Origin of the sequence: Klebsiella sp. BIGb0399 (assembly GCF_003752615.1) — a bacterium.
GTDB classification, from domain to species: Bacteria; Pseudomonadota; Gammaproteobacteria; order Enterobacterales; family Enterobacteriaceae; genus Klebsiella; species Klebsiella lignicola.
In genome coordinates, this window is the sequence record NZ_RKHT01000005.1 from 1851133 (window position 1) to 1873391 (window position 22259).

Annotated in this window: 19 protein-coding genes; 13 read left to right on the forward strand and 6 right to left on the reverse strand. The window is 57.0% G+C overall.

Annotated features, from left to right (window positions below; genetic code table 11):
- The first annotated feature begins 190 nt into the window (after positions 1-190).
- Together EDF82_RS09030 and nfo are read left to right on the forward strand one after the other, a co-directional pair.
- Positions 191-1240, forward strand: a complete 1050-nt coding sequence (locus tag EDF82_RS09030; RefSeq protein ID WP_123755158.1) for a YeiH family protein — start codon at positions 191-193, stop codon at positions 1238-1240.
- 93 nt (positions 1241-1333) lie between these two features.
- Positions 1334-2191 (forward strand): deoxyribonuclease IV, encoded by an 858-nt coding sequence (gene nfo / locus EDF82_RS09035; RefSeq protein WP_123755159.1) that lies wholly within the window; start codon positions 1334-1336, stop codon positions 2189-2191.
- 102 nt (positions 2192-2293) lie between these two features.
- Here the strand turns inward: nfo and fruA are convergent, their stop codons facing one another.
- From fruA to fruB, 3 genes are read right to left on the reverse strand one after another with little or no spacing between them, the layout of a single operon-like run.
- On the reverse strand, positions 2294-3985 hold the full coding sequence (gene fruA / locus EDF82_RS09040; protein ID WP_123755160.1) for a PTS fructose transporter subunit IIBC: 1692 nt from the start codon (positions 3983-3985) through the stop codon (positions 2294-2296).
- A 16-nt stretch (positions 3986-4001) separates the two neighbouring features.
- Positions 4002-4940 carry a 1-phosphofructokinase gene (gene fruK / locus EDF82_RS09045; protein ID WP_123755161.1) on the reverse strand — a complete coding sequence of 313 codons (939 nt, stop codon included), beginning with the start codon at positions 4938-4940 and terminating at the stop codon, positions 4002-4004.
- Positions 4941-6071, reverse strand: coding sequence for a fused PTS fructose transporter subunit IIA/HPr protein (gene fruB / locus EDF82_RS09050; RefSeq protein WP_123755162.1), 1131 nt, complete (start codon positions 6069-6071; stop codon positions 4941-4943).
- Positions 6072-6402: 331 nt separating this feature from the next.
- Here fruB and setB point away from each other — a divergent pair, with 331 nt between their 5' ends.
- Positions 6403-7584 (forward strand): sugar efflux transporter SetB, encoded by a 1182-nt coding sequence (gene setB, locus EDF82_RS09055; RefSeq protein WP_123755163.1) that lies wholly within the window; start codon positions 6403-6405, stop codon positions 7582-7584.
- On the opposite strand, the gene EDF82_RS09060 is transcribed toward setB, so the two are convergent.
- Positions 7581-7835 carry a YkgJ family cysteine cluster protein gene (locus EDF82_RS09060; protein WP_123755164.1) on the reverse strand — a complete coding sequence of 85 codons (255 nt, stop codon included), beginning with the start codon at positions 7833-7835 and terminating at the stop codon, positions 7581-7583. The genes setB and EDF82_RS09060 overlap by 4 nt on opposite strands.
- A 148-nt stretch (positions 7836-7983) precedes the next feature.
- On the opposite strand from EDF82_RS09060, the gene yeiP reads away from it, so the two are divergent.
- A complete protein-coding gene (gene yeiP, locus EDF82_RS09065) occupies positions 7984-8556 on the forward strand; it encodes an elongation factor P-like protein YeiP (protein WP_039079953.1) in 573 nt (190 codons plus the stop codon).
- 77 nt (positions 8557-8633) lie between these two features.
- Here the strand turns inward: yeiP and uxuA are convergent, their stop codons facing one another.
- A complete protein-coding gene (uxuA, locus tag EDF82_RS09070) occupies positions 8634-9824 on the reverse strand; it encodes a mannonate dehydratase (protein ID WP_123755165.1) in 1191 nt (396 codons plus the stop codon).
- Between the two features lie 206 nt (positions 9825-10030).
- Here uxuA and EDF82_RS09075 point away from each other — a divergent pair, with 206 nt between their 5' ends.
- The 9 genes from EDF82_RS09075 to yejF all read left to right on the forward strand — a co-directional run bounded on the left by EDF82_RS09075 (position 10031) and on the right by yejF (position 21811).
- A complete protein-coding gene (locus EDF82_RS09075) occupies positions 10031-11497 on the forward strand; it encodes a mannitol dehydrogenase family protein (protein WP_123755166.1) in 1467 nt (488 codons plus the stop codon).
- Between the two features lie 121 nt (positions 11498-11618).
- Positions 11619-12596, forward strand: coding sequence for a GTP-binding protein (locus EDF82_RS09080; protein ID WP_123755167.1), 978 nt, complete (start codon positions 11619-11621; stop codon positions 12594-12596).
- Between the two features lie 42 nt (positions 12597-12638).
- Positions 12639-13346 carry a phosphatase PAP2 family protein gene (locus EDF82_RS09085; RefSeq protein ID WP_123755168.1) on the forward strand — a complete coding sequence of 236 codons (708 nt, stop codon included), beginning with the start codon at positions 12639-12641 and terminating at the stop codon, positions 13344-13346.
- A gap of 425 nt (positions 13347-13771) precedes the next feature.
- Positions 13772-14344, forward strand: a complete 573-nt coding sequence (gene mepS, locus EDF82_RS09090; RefSeq protein WP_123755169.1) for a bifunctional murein DD-endopeptidase/murein LD-carboxypeptidase — start codon at positions 13772-13774, stop codon at positions 14342-14344.
- 308 nt (positions 14345-14652) lie between these two features.
- Positions 14653-16215 (forward strand): cyclic di-GMP phosphodiesterase, encoded by a 1563-nt coding sequence (locus tag EDF82_RS09095; RefSeq protein WP_123755170.1) that lies wholly within the window; start codon positions 14653-14655, stop codon positions 16213-16215.
- A gap of 70 nt (positions 16216-16285) precedes the next feature.
- Positions 16286-18091, forward strand: coding sequence for an extracellular solute-binding protein (locus EDF82_RS09100; protein WP_123755171.1), 1806 nt, complete (start codon positions 16286-16288; stop codon positions 18089-18091).
- Positions 18092-18100: 9 nt separating this feature from the next.
- The gene (locus tag EDF82_RS09105) at positions 18101-19195 is read left to right on the forward strand and encodes a microcin C ABC transporter permease YejB (RefSeq protein WP_123755172.1); all 1095 of its coding nucleotides are present in this window, start codon (positions 18101-18103) and stop codon (positions 19193-19195) included.
- Positions 19195-20220 carry a microcin C ABC transporter permease gene (locus tag EDF82_RS09110; RefSeq protein WP_123755173.1) on the forward strand — a complete coding sequence of 342 codons (1026 nt, stop codon included), beginning with the start codon at positions 19195-19197 and terminating at the stop codon, positions 20218-20220. The genes EDF82_RS09105 and EDF82_RS09110 overlap by 1 nt, the downstream gene beginning before the upstream one ends.
- Before the next feature lies 1 nt (position 20221).
- Positions 20222-21811: a microcin C ABC transporter ATP-binding protein YejF gene (gene yejF, locus EDF82_RS09115; protein WP_123755174.1), complete on the forward strand. Its 1590-nt coding sequence runs from the start codon at positions 20222-20224 to the stop codon at positions 21809-21811.
- A 3-nt stretch (positions 21812-21814) separates the two neighbouring features.
- On the opposite strand, the gene EDF82_RS09120 is transcribed toward yejF, so the two are convergent.
- The gene (locus tag EDF82_RS09120; RefSeq protein ID WP_123755175.1) at positions 21815-22159 is read right to left on the reverse strand and encodes a YejG family protein; all 345 of its coding nucleotides are present in this window, start codon (positions 22157-22159) and stop codon (positions 21815-21817) included.
- Positions 22160-22259: the final 100 nt, after the last annotated feature.

A 22259-nucleotide genomic window follows, 5' to 3' on the forward strand; every position in this document is an offset into this window, starting at 1 on the left:
ATAACATTCTGGACCGCGATAGTCCGCCCTTACCCGTCATACTTCAAGCGGCTTAGGTGTTGGCGGCACCGTCATGCAACTTGAGTTATTTAGGGTTCTTACCACTTATTCCGATTAATTATAAATATATAATCAATTTTATTTTTAAACTAGTGCGGCGTAACCTTTTAGCCAGACAAAGGAGAAGGTTATGACAGCATTCACTTTACCGACTAAACATCGCACCTTGTGGCACTTTGCCCCTGGACTGGCGCTCACCGCCGTACTGACCGGCGCCGCGCTGTGGGCAGGCAGTTTTTCCGCTATCGCGGGCGCCGGTTTCAGCGCGCTGACGCTGGCCATCCTCTTCGGTATGGTTATCGGTAATACGATTTATCCTAAGCTCTGGCAGTCCTGCGACGGCGGCGTCATCTTCGCCAAACAGTACCTGTTACGCCTCGGTATTATTTTATACGGTTTTCGCCTGACCTTCGCCCAGATTGCCGACGTGGGCGTCAGCGGGATCACCATTGATGTGCTGACATTGACCAGCACCTTTTTTATCGCCTGCTTCCTCGGGCAGAAGATTTTCGGTCTGGACAAACATACCAGCTGGCTGATTGGCGCCGGCAGCAGCATCTGCGGTGCGGCGGCGATTCTGGCAACCGAACCGGTGGTGAAAGCCGAGGCCAGTAAAGTGACCGTAGCGGTGGCGACGGTGGTGATTTTTGGTACCCTGGCCATCTTCCTCTACCCGGCGATGTACCCGATGCTGGCGCACTGGTTCACACCAGAAGCCTATGGCATCTATATGGGGTCGACCATGCATGAAGTGGCGCAGGTAGTTGCTGCCGGTCACGCCATCAGCCCGGATGCGGAAAACGCGGCGGTGATTGCCAAAATGCTGCGCGTGATGATGCTGGCTCCGTTCCTGCTGTTCCTGGCGGCACGGGTGAAACAGCTGGCACCGGAAGGTCAGGGTGAAAAAAGCAAAATCACCATTCCGTGGTTTGCCATCCTGTTCATCCTGGTAGCGGTGTTTAACTCCTTCCACCTGCTGCCAAAAGCGGTGGTCGACATGCTGGTCACCCTCGACACCGTGCTGCTGGCGATGGCGATGGCGGCTCTGGGACTGACCACTCACGTCAGCGCCCTGAAAAAAGCCGGTGCCAAACCGCTGCTGATGGCCCTGATGCTGTTCGTCTGGTTGATTGTCGGTGGTGGCGTTATCAACCTGGTGGTTCACAGCCTGATGGCATAACCCCAGCACCTGTCCATCATCATTCATTGATGTAACTCTTCAGTTAAGCCGCTATCATTACCCTCCCCCCAGCGGCTTAACTGGAGTTTTTTTATGAAATATATTGGAGCGCACGTCAGTGCCTCAGGCGGGCTGGCCAACGCTGCCATTCGCGCCGCCGAGATTGAAGCAACGGCTTTCGCGCTGTTCACCAAGAACCAACGTCAATGGCGAGCCGCTCCGCTGAGCGACGAAACCATTGCTGAATTCAAAGCCGCCTGCGAAAAATACCGCTTTGGTCCTGGTCAAATCCTGCCCCACGACAGCTACCTGATTAACCTCGGTCACCCGGTGGCCGACGCGCTGGAAAAATCCCGCGATGCCTTTATTGATGAGCTGAGCCGCTGCCAGCAGCTCGGTCTGACGCTCCTCAATTTCCATCCCGGCAGCCACCTGCAGCAGATCCCGGAAGACGAGTGTCTGGCGCGCATCGCCGAATCGATCAATATTGCGCTGGCTAAAACCGAAGGGGTCACCGCGGTGATTGAAAACACCGCCGGCCAGGGCAGCAACCTCGGATTTAAATTTGAACATCTCGCGGCCATCATCGACGGCGTCGAAGATAAATCCCGCGTCGGGGTGTGCATTGATACCTGCCACGCGTTTGCCGCCGGTTATGACCTGCGCAGCGCCGAGGAGTGTGAGAAGACCTTTGCTGATTTCGAGCGCATTGTCGGCTTCCGCTATCTGCGCGGCATGCACCTTAACGATGCCAAAAGCGCCTTCGGCAGCCGCGTTGACCGCCACCACAGCCTCGGTGAAGGCAATATTGGCCACGACGCGTTCCGCTGGATCATGCAGGACAACCGGTTTGACGGCATCCCGCTGATTCTGGAAACCATTAACCCGGATATCTGGGCTGAAGAGATTGCCTGGCTGCGGGCGCAACAGACGGAAGAAGCTTCGGCCTGATTGTCGCCGCGACTCTTTGAGGGCGCAGACCAGCAGGATCAAAAAAAGGGCCGAACTATCGGCCCTTTGCTTTTCTGTTTTACCGGTTCATCTGTCAATGACTCAGGCCGCTTTTTCGACTGCCTGAACTTCCGGACGTTTCACCACGGCGTAAGACAGACCGGCTACCAGGGTACCGGCAATAATCGCCAGCAGGTAACCCAGCACCGGGGTAATCGCGCCAGGGATCAGCAGCACAAACAGACCGCCGTGCGGCGCCATCAGTTTGGCACCAATCGCCATAGAGATGGCTCCAGTCACCGCGCCGCCAACGATACAGCATGGCAGGACACGCATCGGGTCACGGGCAGCGAACGGAATCGCCCCTTCAGAGATAAAGCACAGACCCAGTACCAGCGCCGCTTTACCGCCTTCACGTTGGCCCTTATCAAACTTGTTACGGGCAACCAGCGTCGCGATACCCATCGCCAGCGGTGGCACCATACCGGCCGCCATAATGGCCGCCATCGGGGCGTAGGTTTGGGTACTCAACAGGCCGACACCGAAAGCGTAGGCCGCTTTGTTCACCGGGCCACCCATATCGGTACACATCATTGCCCCAAGGATAGCGCCCAGCAGGACGGCGTTTGCCGTGCCCATCGTTTGCAGCCAGTGGGTCAGGCCTGCCAGGATACCGGCAACCGGTTTACCAATCAGGTAGATCATCGCCAGACCGACGATCAGGCTGGAAACCAGCGGAATGATCAGGATCGGCTTCAGCGCTTCCATGCTCGGCGGCAGTTTTAATTTGGTGCTGATCAGTTTCGCGACGTAACCGGCAAGGAAACCGGCGATGATCCCGCCGATAAAGCCGGAACCGCCGCTGACCGCCAGCATACCGCCGATCAGGCCCGGCGTCAGGCCAGGACGGTCAGCAATCGAGAAGGCAATAAAGCCTGCCAGAACCGGCACCATCAAGGCAAAGGCTGAACCACCACCAATCTGCATCAGCGAGGCTGCCAGAGTATCTTTGACTTCAAAGGCTTTGATACCAAAGGCGAAGGAGAGCGCGATACACAGGCCGCCGGCCACCACCATCGGCAGCATATAGGACACACCGGTCAGCAGGTGACGATAGGCGCCGCCACCCTCTTTCTTCGCCGAGTCAGCCTGCTGGCTGCCCTGGCCCGAAGGCTGGTACGGTTTCGCTTCCGCAACGGCTTTATCCAGCTCCTGCGCGGTTTTCTTCAGCGCCAGGCCGGTGGTTGTGCGATACATCGGCTTACCGGCAAATTTCGCCAGGTCCACTTCAATGTCGGCCGCCACAACGACCAGATCCGCCTGAGCGACTTCTTCTGGCGTAATCGCATTGCCGGCGCCCACGGAACCGCGGGTTTCGACTTTGACCCACCAGCCGCGTTTTTTGGCTTCGGTTTCAATAGCTTCAGCCGCCATAAAGGTGTGCGCAACGCCGGTCGGGCAGGCCGTAATGGCCACAATGCGTTTTGCGCCGCCGGTTGCCGCCGGCAGTGCCGCCGCGGCCGGTGCGGTATAGGTGGTCGCGTGACCTTTCGCTTCGCTGAGGAACAGTTCAGGATGCGCCACGGCGCGATTGATATCGCCGAGATACACCTGCTTGCCGTTCAGCGAGCTGTCGGCTGGCAACGCGGTGCCGAGGACGATCGCCAGCTCGGCATCGTTCGGGTTGTCTGTCAGTTCAAGGTGCGCTTTAGGCGCGGCGGTACTCAGCAGGGTTTTCGCCATATAGGCGCGGGCCTGGCCAAGTCCGGCATCAATAATCAGCAGCGTTTTCATTATGCCTCTCCTGCTGTTAATTAAAGGGTTTTAAGTCGACGCGCGCCATCATTGCGGCCAACTGGGTACGATCGGTAATACCAACATTGCTCTGGCTGACCGCCAGTGCCGCCACGGCGGTTGCCAGGCGTAAAGTATGTTCACTGGATTCACGCATCAGCAGACCGTAGATCAGGCCGCCTACCATGGAATCGCCGGCACCCACGGTGCTGACCACTTCCACTGAAGGCGGTTTCGCGATCCATTCTCCGGAGGCGTTAACCCACAGTGCGCCCTCTTCGCCAAGAGAAATAACCACATGGGCAATCCCCTGCTCGCGCAACGCATGGGCCGCGTCAATCACGTCTTTCATGTCCGGCAGCTTGCGGCCAGCCCAGATTTCCAGCTCGCGACGGTTCGGTTTCACCAGCCACGGCGCCGCTTTCAGACCGGCGACCAGCGCTTCACGGCTACTATCAAAGATAATGCACGGGCACTGGCTGCGCAGGCGCACCATCCAGTCGGTGAAGGCTTCCGGGCTGACGCCGGACGGCAGGCTGCCGCTGACGCAGACCATATCGAACTGACCCAGCCAGCTCAGAGAATCATTAACAAAGCGTTCCCAGTCGGCCGGGGTGACTTCAAAGCCGGAGAAGTTAAAATCGGTCACTTCGCCATCTTTTTCCGTCAGCTTGACGTTGATACGGGTACGGCCCTGCACCACCTGGAAACGGTTGGCAATGCCCAGCTCGCTGAACAGCTGCTGAAAACCATCCTGGTTGTCTTTGCCGAGGAAGCCCCCGACGGTGACGTCAATGCCGAGATCTTTCAGCACTTTCGCCACGTTGATGCCTTTACCGGCAGCATGCAGGCCGGTGGTACGAACCAGGTTCACTTCGCCGCGTTCAATTTCTGGTGTAAAACCCACCAGGTCATATGCCGGGTTTAAAGTAATTGTTGCTACACGTCTGCTCATTTATGCGCCCTCCCCAAGGCCTGCGGCGATCGCTTCGCCAATCGCATCCAGCGCTTGTTGCGCATCCTCACCCTGCGCGGTAAAGCGCAGACGGTGACCTTTCTTCACACCCAGCGCCACGACTTTCATCAGGCTGCGGCCGTTGGCCGGCTTGCCGGAACCGTCGAGGTTAGTGACGGTAATGTCGCTGGAAAATTGTTTGATGGTGTTCACTAACATGGTGCCGGGACGGGCATGCAGCCCGTGCTCGTTGCGCACTACAAATTCGGCGCTCAGCACGTCGTCGGCAATGGCGTCATCGCTGGTCAGCAACGCCAGCAGGGTTGCGCCATCGGATGTCAGCAGACGGTCAGCTTTTTTGTCGATCAGCAGATTGCTCAGGCGGTTCAGCACCGCGGTAGGCTGTTCATCGGCCATCGCCACGGTGATCAGCAGGGAAACCGGCTGCTCATCGCTGGTAAATGCGTTGGCGGCACGGCTTACCGCAACCGCGCTGCGCAGGTTACCTTCCGCGCTGTCGTTCAGCCAGATGCCCTGACCAAGGTTCAGCGGCTTGTCATTAATGGTGCGGCTGACAAAGGACGCGTCAACGGCGCCGGCTTCTTTCAGACGCGCGGCGTTCAGCGCCTGTAAGGTCATCAGGTCGCTGGCGACGATATCGAGGCTCAGCGTGTCGTTATCCAGTTTCAGCACTTCGCTCTGCTTTTCACCCATCAGCAGGGCGCGCAGCTCTTCAGCGGTGGTCGCTGACTTAAGCTGCTCGGCCACTGAATCATCGCTGAGCACGTGCGTCAGCTGACGCAGCAGGCCGAGATGTTCATCGGAGCTGGCGGCAATGCCGATCGCCACGTAGGCGGTCTGCCCTTCGCCCCAGGCCACGCCCTGCGGGAACTGATAAACCTGTACGCCGGTTTTCAGCACCTGGTCGCGGGTGTCGGTCGTCCCGTGTGGGATAGCAATGCCGTTGCCAAGGAAAGTGGAGGTCTGCTGCTCGCGAGCCAGCATCCCGTTGAGGTAGCCTTCCGCCACGTTACCTGCGCTAACCAGCGCGGCTGCAACCTGACGAATTGCCTCTTCTTTATTACCGGCCTGCTGGCCGGGATGAATATCCTGCACAGATAACTGGAACATGGTTCTCCTCTCCTGCTGAGTTGAATCGTTTCAGCTGCTTTGAGAAAAAAAGCGCCATCTTCCTGACAGAGATATTCCCGATGACGCTGAAACGTTTCAATGAGTCTGTACCTTTCTTACCCACCGTGCAAGTTCTGTTAGCATCCTGATAACAGAATTTAGAGCTACTGCACATTTTTGCTGAAGCCATGGTCTGGAATTCAGCCCGGCTTCAGCATTTTACTGAAGCGCCTAATTTGAAACTGCTTTTTATTTTTTGATACCATACTACTGTTCATTTTCTGACGCGCGGCGTAAACTCCGCTGCTCTCACCCACACAGATAGCCGCACATGCAAAACAGTAGCACCGCCCTCCCTCGTCGTGGGTTCGATTTAACCTCTTCAGCCTTCCTGATTGTCGCCTTCCTGACAGGCATTGCCGGCGCCCTACAAACGCCGACCCTGAGCCTGTTCCTGACCAATGAGGTGCATGTCCGCCCGGCGATGGTTGGCTTCTTTTTTACCGGCAGCGCGGTCATCGGGATCATGGTCAGCCAGTTTCTCGCCGGACGCTCGGACCGCCAGGGCGATCGTAAGCAGCTCATCGTCGTCTGCTGTATGCTCGGGATCCTCGCCTGCCTGCTGTTCGCCTGGAACCGCAACTACTTTGTTCTGCTGTTTGTCGGCGTGTTCCTCAGCAGCTTCGGCTCCACCGCCAACCCGCAAATGTTCGCCCTTGCCCGTGAACATGCCGATAAAACCGGCCGTGAAGCGGTGATGTTCAGCTCGATTCTGCGCGCCCAGGTCTCCCTGGCATGGGTTATCGGCCCGCCGCTGGCCTACGCGCTGGCGATGGGGTTTGGCTTCACCGTGATGTATCTCTGCGCCGCCGTCGCCTTTGTGGTCTGCGCGGCGATGGTCTGGTGGTTTCTGCCCAGCATGCGCAAAGAGAAACAGGCGGTGGTAGGCCATCTGGAAGCGCCGCGCACCCATCGTCGCGATGCGCTGCTGCTGTTCAGCGTGTGCACATTAATGTGGGGCATCAACAGCCTGTACATTATTAATATGCCGCTCTACATCATTAATGAGCTGCATCTGTCCGAGAAGCTGGCCGGCTTGATGATGGGGACCGCCGCCGGGCTGGAGATCCCGACAATGCTGATCGCCGGCTATTATGCGAGGCGCTTTGGTAAGCGTTTTCTGATGCGCCTTGCGGCAGTGGCGGGGATCCTGTTTTACGTCGGCATGCTGCTGGTGCACACCCCGGTGTTACTGCTGGCGATGCAGGCGCTGAACGCAATCTTCATCGGCATTCTTGCCGGGATTGGCATGCTCTATTTCCAGGACCTGATGCCGGGACAGGCCGGTGCCGCCACCACGCTGTATACCAATACCACCCGCGTTGGCTGGATTATCGCCGGTTCACTGGCCGGTGTGGTGGCTGAAATCTGGAGCTATCACGCCGTATTCTGGATAGCCCTCGGCATGGGCGTGGCTTCGCTGGTCTGCCTGTGGCGGATCAAAGACGTTTAGGGCGCGGTGCTCGCTTCGAGCTGCAAAAGATAGGTCATCGCCGCCTCACGGCTGGTCGAGCACATCTCGCGCGCGGGCTGGAGGCTGGCGCACACTTTTGGCCTTAATGGCGAGGTAAAGATGTTGCACAGGTTGTCGGACGACAGCTGAACACAGCGGGTGTTTGCTGGTTTGCCGTCAGGCATTCCGGGGATCGGCGATGAGATGGAAGGGGCGATACAGCAGGCACCGCAATCGATACGACATTCCATAATGATTCTCTTGATGTTGCGGTTCACGGCTCAGCGTAAACGTTTTAACCGGAGATAGCAAAACTCGCGAATTCCTCTTGCCTGAAAGGCCCGGCGCGAGTAGTTTTACGCGATATTTTTTGAACCGTTAAGTCACAGGATTACTGCAATGCCAAGAGCGAATGAAATTAAAAAAGGTATGGTGCTGAATTACAACGGCAAGCTGCTGATTGTGAAGAATATCGATATTCAGTCACCGAGCGCCCGTGGCGCAGCAACGCTGTACAAAATGCGTTTCTCTGACGTTCGTACCGGCCTGAAAGTGGAAGAGCGCTTCAAAGGCGACGATATCGTCGATACCGTGACCCTGACCCGTCGCTTCGTTGACTTCTCTTATGTTGATGGCAACGAGTACGTGTTTATGGATAAAGAAGATTACACGCCGTATACCTTCACCAAAGAGCAGATTGAAGAAGAGCTGCTGTTCATTCCGGAAGGCGGCATGCCGGACATGCAGGTTCTGACCTGGGATGGCCAACTGCTGGCGCTGGAACTGCCGCAGACCGTGGACCTGGAAATCGTCGAAACGGCACCGGGCATTAAAGGCGCTTCCGCCAGCTCCCGCACCAAACCGGCGACCATGAGCACCGGTCTGGTGATTCAGGTTCCGGAATACCTGACCACCGGCGAGAAAATTCGTATCCATATCGAAGAAAGCCGCTATATGGGCCGCGCTGACTAATCACCTCCGGCGCCGCACCGCTCCCATAGCAAAAAGGACAGCCTCAGGCTGTCCTTTTGATTTTCCGGGCGCTGAAATTACAGCAGTTCCGGGTACTTAGTCATCTTCAGCGCCAGCTCAACGCCGCGTACTTCCGCCATCCCTTTCAGACGGCCGATCGCCGAATAACCTGGGTTGGTTTTCTTACGCAGATCGTCCAGCATCTGGTGCCCGTGATCCGGACGGAACGGGATCGGACGCAGATCGCCGGCGCGTTTACGGCGCAGCTCTTCGCTCAGAATCGCATTCACCACCGCCACCATGTTGACGTCACCGGTCAGGTGCGCCGCTTCATGGAAGGTTTTTGGGTTCTCTTCGCGGCAGGTTGAACGCAGATGCGTAAAGTGGATACGGTCGCCGAAGGTTTCGACCATTTTCACTAAATCGTTATCGGCACGCACGCCGTAAGAACCGGTACACATCGTAAAGCCGTTGTTGATGCTGTCCACGGTCTCTTTCAGCCACTGCATATCTTCGATGGTCGAGACGATACGCGGCAGGCCGAGGATCGGACGCGGCGGATCGTCCGGGTGAACGGCCAGCCGTACGCCGACTTCTTCACATACCGGCACGATGGCGCGCAGGAACACGGCCATGTTATCGCGCAGCTGCGCTTTATTAATATGATCGTATTCCGCCAGGCGCGCGCGGAACTGGTCAAGGGTATAGCCCTCTTCAGCGCCCGGTAAACCGGCAATAATGTTACGGGTCAGCTTGTCGATTTCCGCCGCGCTCATCGCCGCAAATCGGGCCTGCGCCTGGCGCTGCTCTTCTTCGCTGTAATCCGCTTCGGCGCCGGGACGCTTAAGGATATGCAGCTCAAATGCCGCAAAGGCGATTTGGTCAAAACGCAGCGCTTTCGAGCCGTCCGGCAGCTGGTATTCCAGATCGGTACGCGTCCAGTCGAGAATCGGCATGAAGTTGTAGCATACGGTATCAATCCCGCAGGCCGCGAGGTTGCGAATGCTCTGCTGGTAGTTGGCAATCCAGGTCGCACACTGCCCGCTATGGGTCTTAATCTCTTCGTGTACCGGAATGCTTTCAACGACTGACCAGGTCAGCCCTTTTTCCGCCAGCAGCGCCTTACGCTGTTGAATTTCTTCAACCGGCCAGACCTGACCGTTAGGAATATGGTGCAGTGCGGTGACTACCCCAGTTGCGCCCGCCTGTCGTACATCATCAAGCGATACCGGATCGTTCGGTCCATACCAACGCCAGGTTTGCTCCATCGCTATGCCCTCTCAAAGTTGTTATACCAATAACCTCAACATCAATGACGACTACCATACAGGCTTATCGTAAAGGATCAATGAATCCCGCTGTATTGATTGATCCAGCTCACACTAAGCGGATAAATACGGCTTACCAATTTAATTTGTTGTCATATAACTTTACACTGGCCTTGTTAATCATTGGTTAATCAGGTGTATAAAGAATGACGACTATTGCGACAGCTACGCTGCCAGAAAACGTGCAACTCCCTCAGTATGATCGCAGCCAGCTGCGTTCGCGTATTGTGCACTTTGGTTTTGGCGCCTTTCACCGCGCGCACCAGGCCCTGCTAACGGATCGGGTGCTCAACGCCGGCGGCGGAGACTGGGGGATCTGTGAAATTAGTCTGTTCAGCGGCGATAAGCTAATGAGCCAGCTTCGCCAGCAGGAGCACCTGTTCACCGTGCTGGAAAAAGGGGCCGCAGGCAACCAGCCGATTGTCGTGGGTGCGGTTCACGAATGCCTGAACGCCAAACTGGACTCGCTGCCCGCCATTATTGAGAAATTCTGCGAGCCGCAGGTGGCCATCGTTTCGCTGACCATCACCGAGAAAGGCTACTGCATTGACCCCGCGACGGGTTCACTGGATTTGACGCAGCCGCGGATTATTCACGATCTGGAAAACCCGACGCTGCCGCAGTCGGTCCCGGGCATTCTGGTCGAAGCGCTGTCGCGCCGTCGTGAACGAGGCCTGGCGCCGTTTACGGTGCTCTCCTGCGATAATATTCCTGATAACGGCCACGTCGTTAAAAATGCCGTGCTCGGCATGGCGCAAAAGCGTAGCCCGGAACTGGCGCAGTGGATTGCTGAACACGTCAGCTTCCCCGGCACCATGGTGGATCGTATCGTGCCTGCCGCCACCGACGAGTCGCTGGCTGAAATCCGCGCCGCGCTGGGGGTAGAAGACCCTTGCGCCATCAGCTGTGAGCCGTTTATTCAGTGGGTCGTCGAAGACAACTTCGTTGCCGGTCGCCCGGCGTGGGAAACCGCCGGCGTGCAGATGACCGACAATGTGCTGCCGTGGGAACAGATGAAGCTGCGGATGCTCAACGGTAGCCATTCGTTCCTCGCGTATCTTGGCTACCTGGCAGGCCACGCGCATATCAGCGACTGTATGCAGGATGAAGTCCTGCGCACCGCCGCTCGCCGCTTAATGCTTGATGAACAGGCGCCGACGCTGACTATCGAAAACGTCGACCTGACGGCCTATGCCGACAGCCTGATCGCCCGCTTTGCCAACCCGGCGCTGAAACATCGCACCTGGCAAATTGCGATGGACGGCAGCCAGAAGCTGCCACAGCGCATGCTGGACGGCATTCGCGTGCATCTTGAGCGCGGCAGCCAGTGGCCGTTACTGGCGCTTGGTGTCGCCGGCTGGATGCGCTACGTCAGCGGCGTGGACGATGCCGGTCAGGCTATTGATGTGCGTGACCCGCTGGCGGAGAAGATTCAGGCCCTGGTCGCCAGCAGTCGCGAGGAGGAGCGCGTTAGCGCCCTGCTCTCGCTGGAAGAGATCTTTGGCCGCGACCTGCCGCGCAATGCGCAGTTTGTCGCTGACATTAGCGCCGCCTGGCACCAGCTGTCGGTTTCTGGCGCTCGCCAGGCCATCGCTACGCTAGTACAGATTTAACAATTTCTGCTGTTTAGCGGGCAGAATTTTTTTCTGCCCGCGCTTCCTCTTCTCTTTTCGTCATTTTTTCGTCAGGATAGTCGTAACTGTTACAACATTACATTTGCGTCCTGGAGAAAATGTGACCAAAACAAACTTGATCACGGGGTTTCTCGGCAGCGGTAAGACGACCTCGATTCTTCATCTGCTGGCCCATAAGCCTGCAGATGAAAAATGGGCCGTGCTGGTTAATGAGTTTGGCGAAGTGGGTATCGACGGGGCCTTGCTGGCCGAAAGCGGTGCGCTACTCAAAGAGATCCCCGGCGGCTGCATGTGCTGCGTCAACGGCCTGCCGATGCAGGTTGGGCTGAACACCCTGCTACGCCAGGGGAAACCGGATCGCCTGCTGATTGAGCCCACCGGGCTTGGCCACCCTAAACAAATTCTCGATATCCTCACCGCCGCCGTCTACGAACCGTGGATCGATCTTCGGGCAACGCTGTGCGTCCTCGATCCCCGTCAGTTGCTCGATAGCAAAGTGCTGGCGAATGATAATTTCCGCGATCAGCTTGCCGCGGCTGACATCATCATCAGCAATAAAACGGATCGCATGACGGCAGACAGCGAACAGGCCTTTCAGGCCTGGTGGCAGGACCATGGCGGTGAACGTCGGCACGTCACGGCGACGCAAGGCAACATCGACCCGGCGCTGCTTGACCTCCCACGGCGTAATGTTGGCCCGCTGCCGACCAGCGCCGAACATGCGCACAGCCACGGCGCCACAAAGGGCCTGGGCGCGCTGAGCCTGCCGGCACACCAGCGCTGGCGGCGCAGCCTCAACAGCGGCCAGGGCTATCAGGCCTGCGGCTGGATCTTTGATGCCGAGACCACCTTTGACACCATTGGGCTGCTGGAGTGGGCGCGCCTGGCGCCGGTTGAGCGCGTGAAGGGCGTGTTACGCATTGCGGAAGGCCTGGTCCGTATCAATCGTCAGGGGCTTGACCTGCATATTGAGACCCAAAACGTCGCACCGCCGGATAGCCGAATAGAGCTCATTAGTGCTTCCGAGGCCGACTGGAACGCGTTACAAGCCTCTTTGTTGAAACTTCGTTTAAGTTAAGGCGGTTATGTTTTCCGCCGTTTTACACAACTCGCGACCGTTATGTTAAAAAATCGATTACCCCTGATCCTGCTGCTTAACGCTGCCGGTTTCGCCCTGTTTTTATCGTGGTATCTGCCCGCGAATCATGGTTTCTGGTTTCCGCTGGACTCCGCTATCTTCCACTTCTTTAACCAGAGTGTGGGGACCAACCACGCCTGGGCCTGGCTGCTGGCGATCATCAATAACCGCGCCTTCGATGGCTGCTCGTTGTTGGCAATGGGCTGCCTGATGCTCAGCTTCTGGCTGAAAGAGCAGAGCGCCGGGCGCCGCCGGATCGTGATTATCGGCCTGGTGATGCTGCTTTCCGCGGTGATTATTAACCAGCTGGCGCAGCATTTGATGCCGGTTAAACGCGCCAGCCCTTCCCTGTCGTTCAGCGGAATTGTGAAAGTCAGCGATGTCGTCTCTTTCCCGACCAAAGACGCGTCCAAAGACAGTTTCCCCGGTGACCATGGAATGATGCTGCTGATATTCGCCGCCTTTATGTGGCGCTATTTTGGCCGCCGGGCACTGGCGATTGCGCTCGCTATTTTTGTTATTTTCGCCTTCCCGCGGGTGATGATTGGCGCCCACTGGTTTACCGATATTGCTGTTGGCTCATTAACCGCCCTGCTGATTGGTGCCCCCTGGGTTCTGTTGACGCCATTAAGCGATATTCTGGTGGACTGGTTTGATCGCACGCTGCCGGGTAAAAAGGGTGAAAATTAACCCGACCGTTACAAATTACTAATATTATCCATAAGGGATCGTTCTCGGTCCCCTTATCGGCTTTTGCCACTTTTTGTCGTAATGGTCATCTTCTTGTCACATTAATCATCTTACAAATGAAGTAATTGCATATTTTTTACCCGCTATTGACGCTATTTTGCGCTTTCCCGATGATTCACTTTCAGACGCAAAATTTCTTATAAGAAATCGCGCAAAACCACTCGCCATCCCCCGGTTGATAGGGTAATCTCGTTCTCGTTTTGCCTTTTCAGCAACATATTCTGGCTCAAAATTAAATTTGTGCGTTATCCCACAAATTTGGATTTAAGGAATTGTCTCATTGCTGGCAGGTATTTAGGCTCTAACACGTTTGGCATTTTTTATAACGACATTGTCGTTAAGGACAACAAGGGAAAACAAACAACATGGTCAAATCTCAGCCGATTTTGAGATATATCTTGCGGGTGGTTCCCGCAATAGCAGTGGCAGTGTTGCTTTCTGCCTGTAGTTCGACAAGTAGTACCGCGAAGAATATGCATTCTGAGACGCATGCTGTGGGTAGTGGCGATTTATCATCACTGCAAGCCTCTCAGGATGAATTTGAAAAGCTGGTCAGCAACTTGAATGTTAAGACCAAGTTGATGGACCAGTATGCCAGCTGGAAAGGCGTGCGTTACCGCCTCGGTGGCAGCACCCGTAAGGGTATTGATTGTTCCGCATTCGTACAGCGTACCTTCCGCGAACAATTTGGTCTGGAACTGCCGCGCTCGACCTCTGAGCAGCAAGATTCCGGCAAGTCGATTTCACGTTCTCAGCTGCGCACCGGTGATTTAGTGCTGTTCCGCGCAGGGTCAACGGGTCGTCATGTAGGCATTTATATCGGTAACGATCAGTTCGTACATGCTTCCACCAGCAGCGGTGTGACCATCTCCAGCATGAATGAACCTTACTGGAAAAAGCGCTATAACGAAGCGCGTCGAGTTCTGAGCCGCTCGTAATCTCTTCTGCCGTCGGTTACCCTTGGCTGACGTTCAGATAAAAAAACACTGCTGTGGCAGTGTTTTTTTTTGCCTATTTACCTGTAAACGCCGCAATATAGGCTATCTCTATTTAGTGACGATAGAAAAAGCATGTTGTATACCCAAAATAATTCGAGTTGCTTGTAGGCGGCAAAGCCGTAAACCCCCAGGAACTTACTCAGGTAAGTGACTGGGGTGCGCGGGTGCAGCCAACACCCAGGCAACCTGAAGTATGACGGGTCTATCACCCATTGGCGTAACTTATAAACACGGACAGACTACAGGCTATGCTTACCCGTTATCTATCGCCCCGACGGAATATCTGGCTAACCAGCATACTCATTGGAATCATCGCCGCGCTGCTGGCCGGCAGCATTCAGTTTATAGCGATTTACCACAGTCGATCTGAGCGCTTTGATAGCGTCATCGATAACATTAGCGTCTTCCTGACGAATTATTTTCACGACCTCAACAAAACCATTGCCGACCTACAGCCGCTGGTTGACCAGAACTGTGTAAATGTCGCCTCCGGGTTGACCGCCAAAGCAGCATTCAGCCCAAACGTCCGCGCTTTTCTACTGGTCAAAGATGGCATGGCCTTCTGCTCTTCCGCCACCGGGCCGATGAACTCGCCGCTGACGGAGCTTATTCCGAGGCTGGATATCAGTAAACCGGTCGACATGCAGCTCCTGGCAGGGACGCCGATGATGCCGAAAAGCACCGCGCTGACCCTGTGGGTACGCAGCCCGCACGGCGGAAACGATGGCGTATTCGTCTCCCTCAATACCAACCTGCTCCCCTATTTTCTCTATACCGCCCGCCAGGATGATTTCAGCGGTATTGCACTGGTGGTGAATAACCTCGCCCTGGCTACCTTTAACAACCGCCTCGTTGACCCGCAGACCCTGTCAACGCAACCCATTCGCCAGCTGGAAATAAAAGGCCTGCCGCTGAAGGTCTATCTCTATGCCAACAGCTGGCTGTCGGAGAATATGCAGTTTGCCCTCCTGCTGGGGATGGTGAGCGGCCTGCTGGCGGGGCTGATTGGTTACTACATTCTCACGTTGCGCTCCGACCCACGAAAAGAACTGCAGACGGCGATTAACAAAAACCAGTTTTACATTGTTTACCAGCCGGTGGTGAAAGCCGATACCCTGCATATCAGCGGTGTCGAGGTGCTGATGCGCTGGCGACATCCGATAGGCGGTGAGATCCCCCCGGACGTATTTATTAACCTCGCCGAAACCCAGCAAATGATCGTCCCGCTCACCCATCATCTGTTCTCATTGATCGCCCGTGACGCGCCAACGCTGAAAACGATCCTGCCGGCAGGAACCAAGCTTGGGCTTAACATCTCCCCCGCCCACCTCCATGCCGATGGTTTTCAGGACGACCTCCGCCAGTTTGCCGCCGCCATGCCCGCCAACCACTTCAATGTGGTGCTGGAAATAACCGAACGGGCGATGATCGATAAAAACAAATCGCTGGCGATCTTTGACTGGTTGCATGAGCAGGGCTTTGAAATTGCGATCGATGACTTTGGTACCGGGCATAGCGCGCTGATCTATCTTGAGCGTTATAACTTTGACTACCTGAAAATCGACCGCGGCTTTGTGCAGGCTATCGGGACCGAAACCGTCACCTCGCCGGTGCTGGACGCCGTCCTGACCCTGAGCAGGCGCCTGAAGCTCCTGACCGTGGCTGAAGGGGTCGAAACGCAGGAACAGGCCGAGTGGCTACGCAAGCAGGGGGTACACTACCTGCAGGGCTACTGGCTCAGCCGCCCGATTTCGCTGGAAATGCTGCTGGAAGCGCATGACGAACCGGCAAAATATTTTGCCAACCGCTAGCCTTCCCTTATGATGCCACTCTGCAGGCAGGCCACCATCAGGCCTGCTCACAAAGGATAAGAATCTGGTTATGTTTGTCCGCGTCTGCCTGGTATTCCTGACCCTGCTGAGCCTGAACAGCCAGGCGCAAACTATTCAAGAGAGCAGCGCGCTCTCGATCATTGGTGAACCGAAGTACCGCGACGATTTTAGCCACTTCGATTACGCTAACCCGACGGCACCGAAGGGAGGCACTATCGTCAATGCCGCCATCGGCACCTTCGACAATTTCAACCGCTACGCGCTACGCGGTAACCCGGGTGTCCGCACCGAAGCCCTGTACGATACGCTGTTCACCACCTCCGACGACGAACCCGGCAGCTATTACCCGCTCATTGCCGAGCGCGCCCGCTACGCCGACGATTTCTCGTGGATGGAGGTCACCCTCAATCCCCACGCCCGCTTTCATGATGGCAGCCCGATTAGCGCCAGCGATGTCGCCTTTACCTTCCACAAATTTATGACCGAAGGGGTGCCGCAGTTTCGCTTGTTCTACAAAGGGACGAGCGTCGAGGCGATTGCCCCGCGCACCGTGCGCATCACGCTCGGGCAGCCCGGAAAAGAAAACATGCTGGGCCTGCTGACCCTGCCGGTGATGCCGGAGGCGTTCTGGCGTCAGCATAAGCTCAGCGATCCGCTCTCCACGCCGCCGCTGGCCAGCGGCCCGTACCGCATTACCGACTGGCGGATGGGGCAATACATCGTCTACTCGCGGGTCAAAGACTACTGGGCGGCCGATCTTCCGGTGAACCGCGGGCGCTGGAATTTTGACACCCTGCGCTACGACTATTATCTCGACGATAACGTCGCCTTTGAGGCCTTTAAGGCCGGGGCCGTCGACCGGCGCGAAGAGGCCGTCGCCAGAAACTGGGCCACCCGTTACGTCGGGCGTAACTTTACCCAGGGCTATATCGTCAAAGATACCTACCAGAATACCTCGGCGCAGGACACCCAATGGCTGGCGTTTAATATCCAGCGCCCGGTCTTTAGCGACCGCCGGGTCCGTCAGGCGGTGACCCTCGCCTTCGATTTCGAATGGATGAACAAGGCGCTGTTCTATAGCGCCTACAGCCGCAGCAACAGCTACTTCCAGAATACCGAATACGCTGCCCGTCACCTGCCTGACGCCGAAGAACTTGCCCTGCTGACGCCGATGAAAAAAGCGCTGCCGCCGGAGGTCTTCACCACCATTTATCAACCGCCGCGCTCCAGCGGCGATGGGTTCGACCGGGCCAACCTGCTGCAGGCGGATGCCCTGCTGAACCAGGCCGGATGGATAGTGAAAAACCAGCGGCGGGTCAATGCGGTCACCGGTAAACCGCTGCGCTTCGAACTGCTGCTCTCCTCCGGCAGCAACGATCGCTGGGTGCTGCCGTTCCGGCATAATCTCCAGCGCCTGGGGATCACCATGGATATTCGCCAGGTTGATAATTCGCAGTACACTAACCGTCGACGCAGCCGCGATTACGACATGATGCCGAACGTCTGGCGCGCGACGCCATGGCCCGGCACCGACCTGCAAATCTCCTGGGATTCATCGTATATTCACTCCAGCTACAATGCCCCAGGCGTCCAGAGCCCGGAAGTGGATCAGCTGATTGCGCAGATCATCCGCTGGCAGGGCAATAAACAGAAGCTGCTGCCGCTGGGACGCGCGCTGGACCGGGTGCTCACCTGGAACTATTACATGCTGCCGATGTGGTATATGGCGCAGGACAGAACGGCCTACTGGAATAAGTTCTCGTTCCCGCAGACGCGACCGGTCTACTCGTCCGGGTTTGATAGCTGGTGGTATGACGACAACAAAGCGGCAAAACTGCCCGCGGACAGACGGTAAGGAATCACGATGGGCGCATACCTGATCCGCCGGTTATTGCTGATTATCCCCACCCTGTGGGCGATCATCACGATCAACTTTTTTATTGTGCAAATTGCCCCCGGCGGCCCGGTCGATCAGGCCATTTCCGCCATCGAATTTGGCAATCGCGGCGGCTTACCGGGGGCCGGAGAAAGCGGCATGACCGCCAGCCACGCGCGCACCGGCGTCAGCAATATCAGCGAAGGGCATTATCGTGGCGGACGCGGCCTGGACCCGGAGGTGATTGCCGAAATCACCCGCCGCTACGGCTTCGATAAACCACTCCACGAGCGCTACCTGAAAATGCTCGGCGATTATCTGCGTTTCGATTTTGGCGACAGCCTGTTTCGCAGCGCATCGGTTTTACAGCTGATTAAAAACAGCCTGCCGGTCTCCATCACCCTCGGCCTGTGGAGCACGCTGATTATCTATCTGGTGTCGATCCCGCTTGGGATCCGTAAAGCGGTGCATAACGGCAGCCGCTTCGATATCTGGAGCAGCACCCTGATGATAATTGGCTATGCTATCCCGGCGTTTCTGTTCGCCATTGTGCTGATCGTGGTCTTCGCCGGCGGCAGCTATTTCGATCTCTTCCCGCTGCGCGGGCTGGTGTCGGCCAACTTCGACAGCCTGTCGTGGTACCAGAAGATCCTCGATTATCTGTGGCATATTACGCTGCCGGTGCTGGCAACGGTCATCGGCGGTTTTGCGGCGCTGACCATGCTGACCAAAAACAGTTTTCTGGATGAGATCCGCAAGCAGTATGTCGTCACCGCCCGGGCCAAAGGGGTCAGTGAAAAACGTATTCTATGGGGCCACGTGTTCCGCAACGCCATGCTGCTGGTGATCGCCGGCTTCCCGGCGATGTTTATCAGTATGTTCTTTACCGGCTCGCTGCTGATTGAGGTGATGTTCTCCCTCAATGGTCTGGGGCTGCTGGGCTACGAAGCGACCGTCTCCCGCGATTACCCGGTGATGTTCGGGACGCTGTACATATTTACGCTGATCGGCCTGCTGCTGAATATTGTCAGTGATATCTGCTATACGCTGGTCGATCCCCGCATTGATTTTGAGGGCCGCTGATGTCTTTTCTGACCCCTGCTAATCAGGCCCGCTGGGCGCGCTTTCGCCAGCATCGTCGCGGCTACGTCTCGCTGTGGCTGTTTTTATTGCTGTTTGTCTGTAGCCTCGGCGCGGAGCTGATTGCCAACGACCGTCCCCTGCTAGTGCAGTATCGCGGCAGCCTGTACGTACCGGCCCTCAAAAATTACAGCGAGACCACCTTTGGCGGCCCTTTCGCCACCGCCGCCGACTATCAGGACCCGTGGCTGCAACAACAACTGCATGACAACGGCTGGGTCCTCTGGGCGCCGGTCCATTTCGGCGCCACCACCATCAACTTCGCCAGCGACGCCCCCTTCCCTTCACCGCCCTCGGCACGCAACTGGCTGGGGACCGATGCCAACGGCGGCGATGTGCTGGCCCGGATTTTATACGGCACGCGGATCTCGCTGCTGTTCGGCCTGATGCTGACCTTATTCTCCAGCGTGCTGGGGGTGCTGGCTGGGGCGATACAGGGCTACTACGGCGGAAAAATAGACCTCTGGGGGCAACGATTTATTGAAGTGTGGTCGGGGATGCCAACCCTGTTCCTGATTATTTTACTCTCCAGCGTGGTACAGCCGGGCTTCTGGTGGCTGCTGGCCATTACCGTGCTGTTTGGCTGGATGACGCTGGTCGGCGTCGTGCGCGCAGAGTTTCTGCGTACCCGCAACTATGACTACATTCGTGCCGCCCAGGCGCTGGGGGTCAGCGATCGCCATATCATCTGGCGCCACATGCTGCCCAACGCGCTGGTGGCGACCCTGACCTTCCTGCCGTTTATTCTGTGCAGCTCCATCACCACCCTGACTTCGCTGGATTTTCTCGGCTTTGGCCTGCCGTTGGGCTCGCCTTCACTGGGGGAACTGCTGCTGCAAGGCAAAAACAATCTGCAGGCGCCGTGGCTGGGTATCGCCGCGTTTCTGTCAGTGGCGGTGCTATTAACGTTATTAATTTTCATTGGTGAAGCCGTCCGTGACGCCTTCGATCCCGGTAAGGCGGTATAACATGACCCAGCCGTTGTTAGAGATCGACCACCTGTCCATCGCCTTTCGCCAGCAAGGGAAAACCAACGTTGTCGTCAGCGACCTCTCGCTGCAGATTGCCGCCGGTGAAACCCTGGCGCTGGTCGGCGAATCCGGCTCCGGTAAAAGCGTCTCCGCCCTGTCGGTGCTGCGCCTGCTTCCTGCGCCGCCGGTCAGCTATCCCGGGGGCGACATTCGCTTTCACGGGCAATCGCTGCTGCACGCCGATGAGCGCACCCTGAGCCAGGTCCGCGGTAACCGCATTGCGATGATTTTCCAGGAGCCGATGGTGTCGCTCAATCCGCTGCACACCCTGGAAAAGCAGCTCTATGAAGTGCTGTCTCTGCATCGCGGGATGCGTAAAGAAGCCGCGCGGGGAGAGATCCTCAGCTGTCTCGATCGCGTAGGGATCCGCCAGCCTCTGCGTCGGCTGGCCGACTACCCGCATCAGCTTTCCGGCGGCGAGCGCCAGCGGGTGATGATTGCCATGGCGCTGCTTACCCGCCCGGAGCTGTTGATTGCCGACGAGCCAACCACCGCGCTGGATGTGTCGGTGCAGGCGCAAATTCTGCAGCTGCTGCGTGAGCTGAAAAACGAACTCAATATGGGCCTGCTGTTTATTACCCATAACTTAAGCATTGTCCGCCAGCTGGCCGACCGCGTCGCGGTGATGCAGCACGGGCGCTGCGTCGAACAGAACGACTGCCGCAGCCTGTTTGCCGCCCCTGCGCATCCGTATACCCAACGCCTGCTGGATAGCGAACCTTCCGGACATCCGGTGCCGCTGGCCACCGATGCGCCGCTGGTGCTTCAGGCCAACGACCTGAGCGTCGCGTTCCCGGTGCGCAAAGGGATCCTCCGCCGGGTGATCGATCATAACCGGGTGGTCAACGCGCTCAACTTCCAGCTGCGGGCCGGAGAGACGCTCGGACTGGTGGGTGAATCCGGCTCAGGGAAAAGCACCACCGGTCTGGCGCTGCTGCGTCTTATCGCCTCCGAGGGGAGTATCGTTTTCGCCGGTGAGACCTTACAGGGGCGCACTCGTCGGCAGATGCTGCCGTTACGTCGGCGCATGCAGATCGTCTTCCAGGATCCCAACTCATCGCTGAATCCCCGGTTGAACGTCTTGCAGATTATTGAGGAAGGGCTGCGCGTCCACCAGCCAACGTTAACCGCGAGCGCGCGTGAACAGGCGGTGGTACAGGCAATGCAGGAAGTCGGGCTCGATCCGCAAACGCGTTTTCGCTACCCCGCCGAGTTTTCCGGCGGCCAGCGTCAGCGTATTGCCATCGCCCGGGCGCTGATTGTGAAACCCCAGCTTATCGTGCTGGATGAACCGACCTCATCACTGGACAAGACCGTTCAGGCGCAAATTCTGGCCTTGCTGAAAGCATTACAGCAAAAGTACCGGCTGGCCTATATTTTTATCAGCCACGATTTGCGCGTCGTGCGCACGTTATGTCATCAGGTGATGGTGCTCAGGCATGGGGAGGTTGTCGAGCAGGGAGAGTGCGAGCGCGTGTTTACCGCTCCGCAGCAGGCGTATACCCGCCAGCTTCTGGCGCTGGGCTGACGGTCAGAATGGGTTGTTACCAGAGAAAGGTTCAGCGATCGCCACGCCGAAATTTTTCAGTCGACAGGTTGCCGCAAACTCGTCCTGCAGATTCACAAACAGGCACGGCTCGCCTTCACATTCAACGATGGAACAATCCACTTCGATATCGCTGAGCGCCTGGCTGAGCTTATGCATAACCGGCCACGCCTTCTCGCCATCCGGGCTGAGCAGCTTCAACGCCACGAGGCTGTTTTCGCTCTGTGCGCCGTTTTGCGGAATCGGTTCAACTCTTGAACCCGCAAAACCGGCGAGCCAACGATAGCTCTGCGGCAGACGGTGTACGATAGAGAGTTGCTGTGTATTCACTTAGTTTCCCCGGAAGCAAAATGCTTCACAATAAATTTACATCAATCTTAACACATTGTTGACAAATAGTCCTGCATCCGCATAGAAAACGTTTACACCC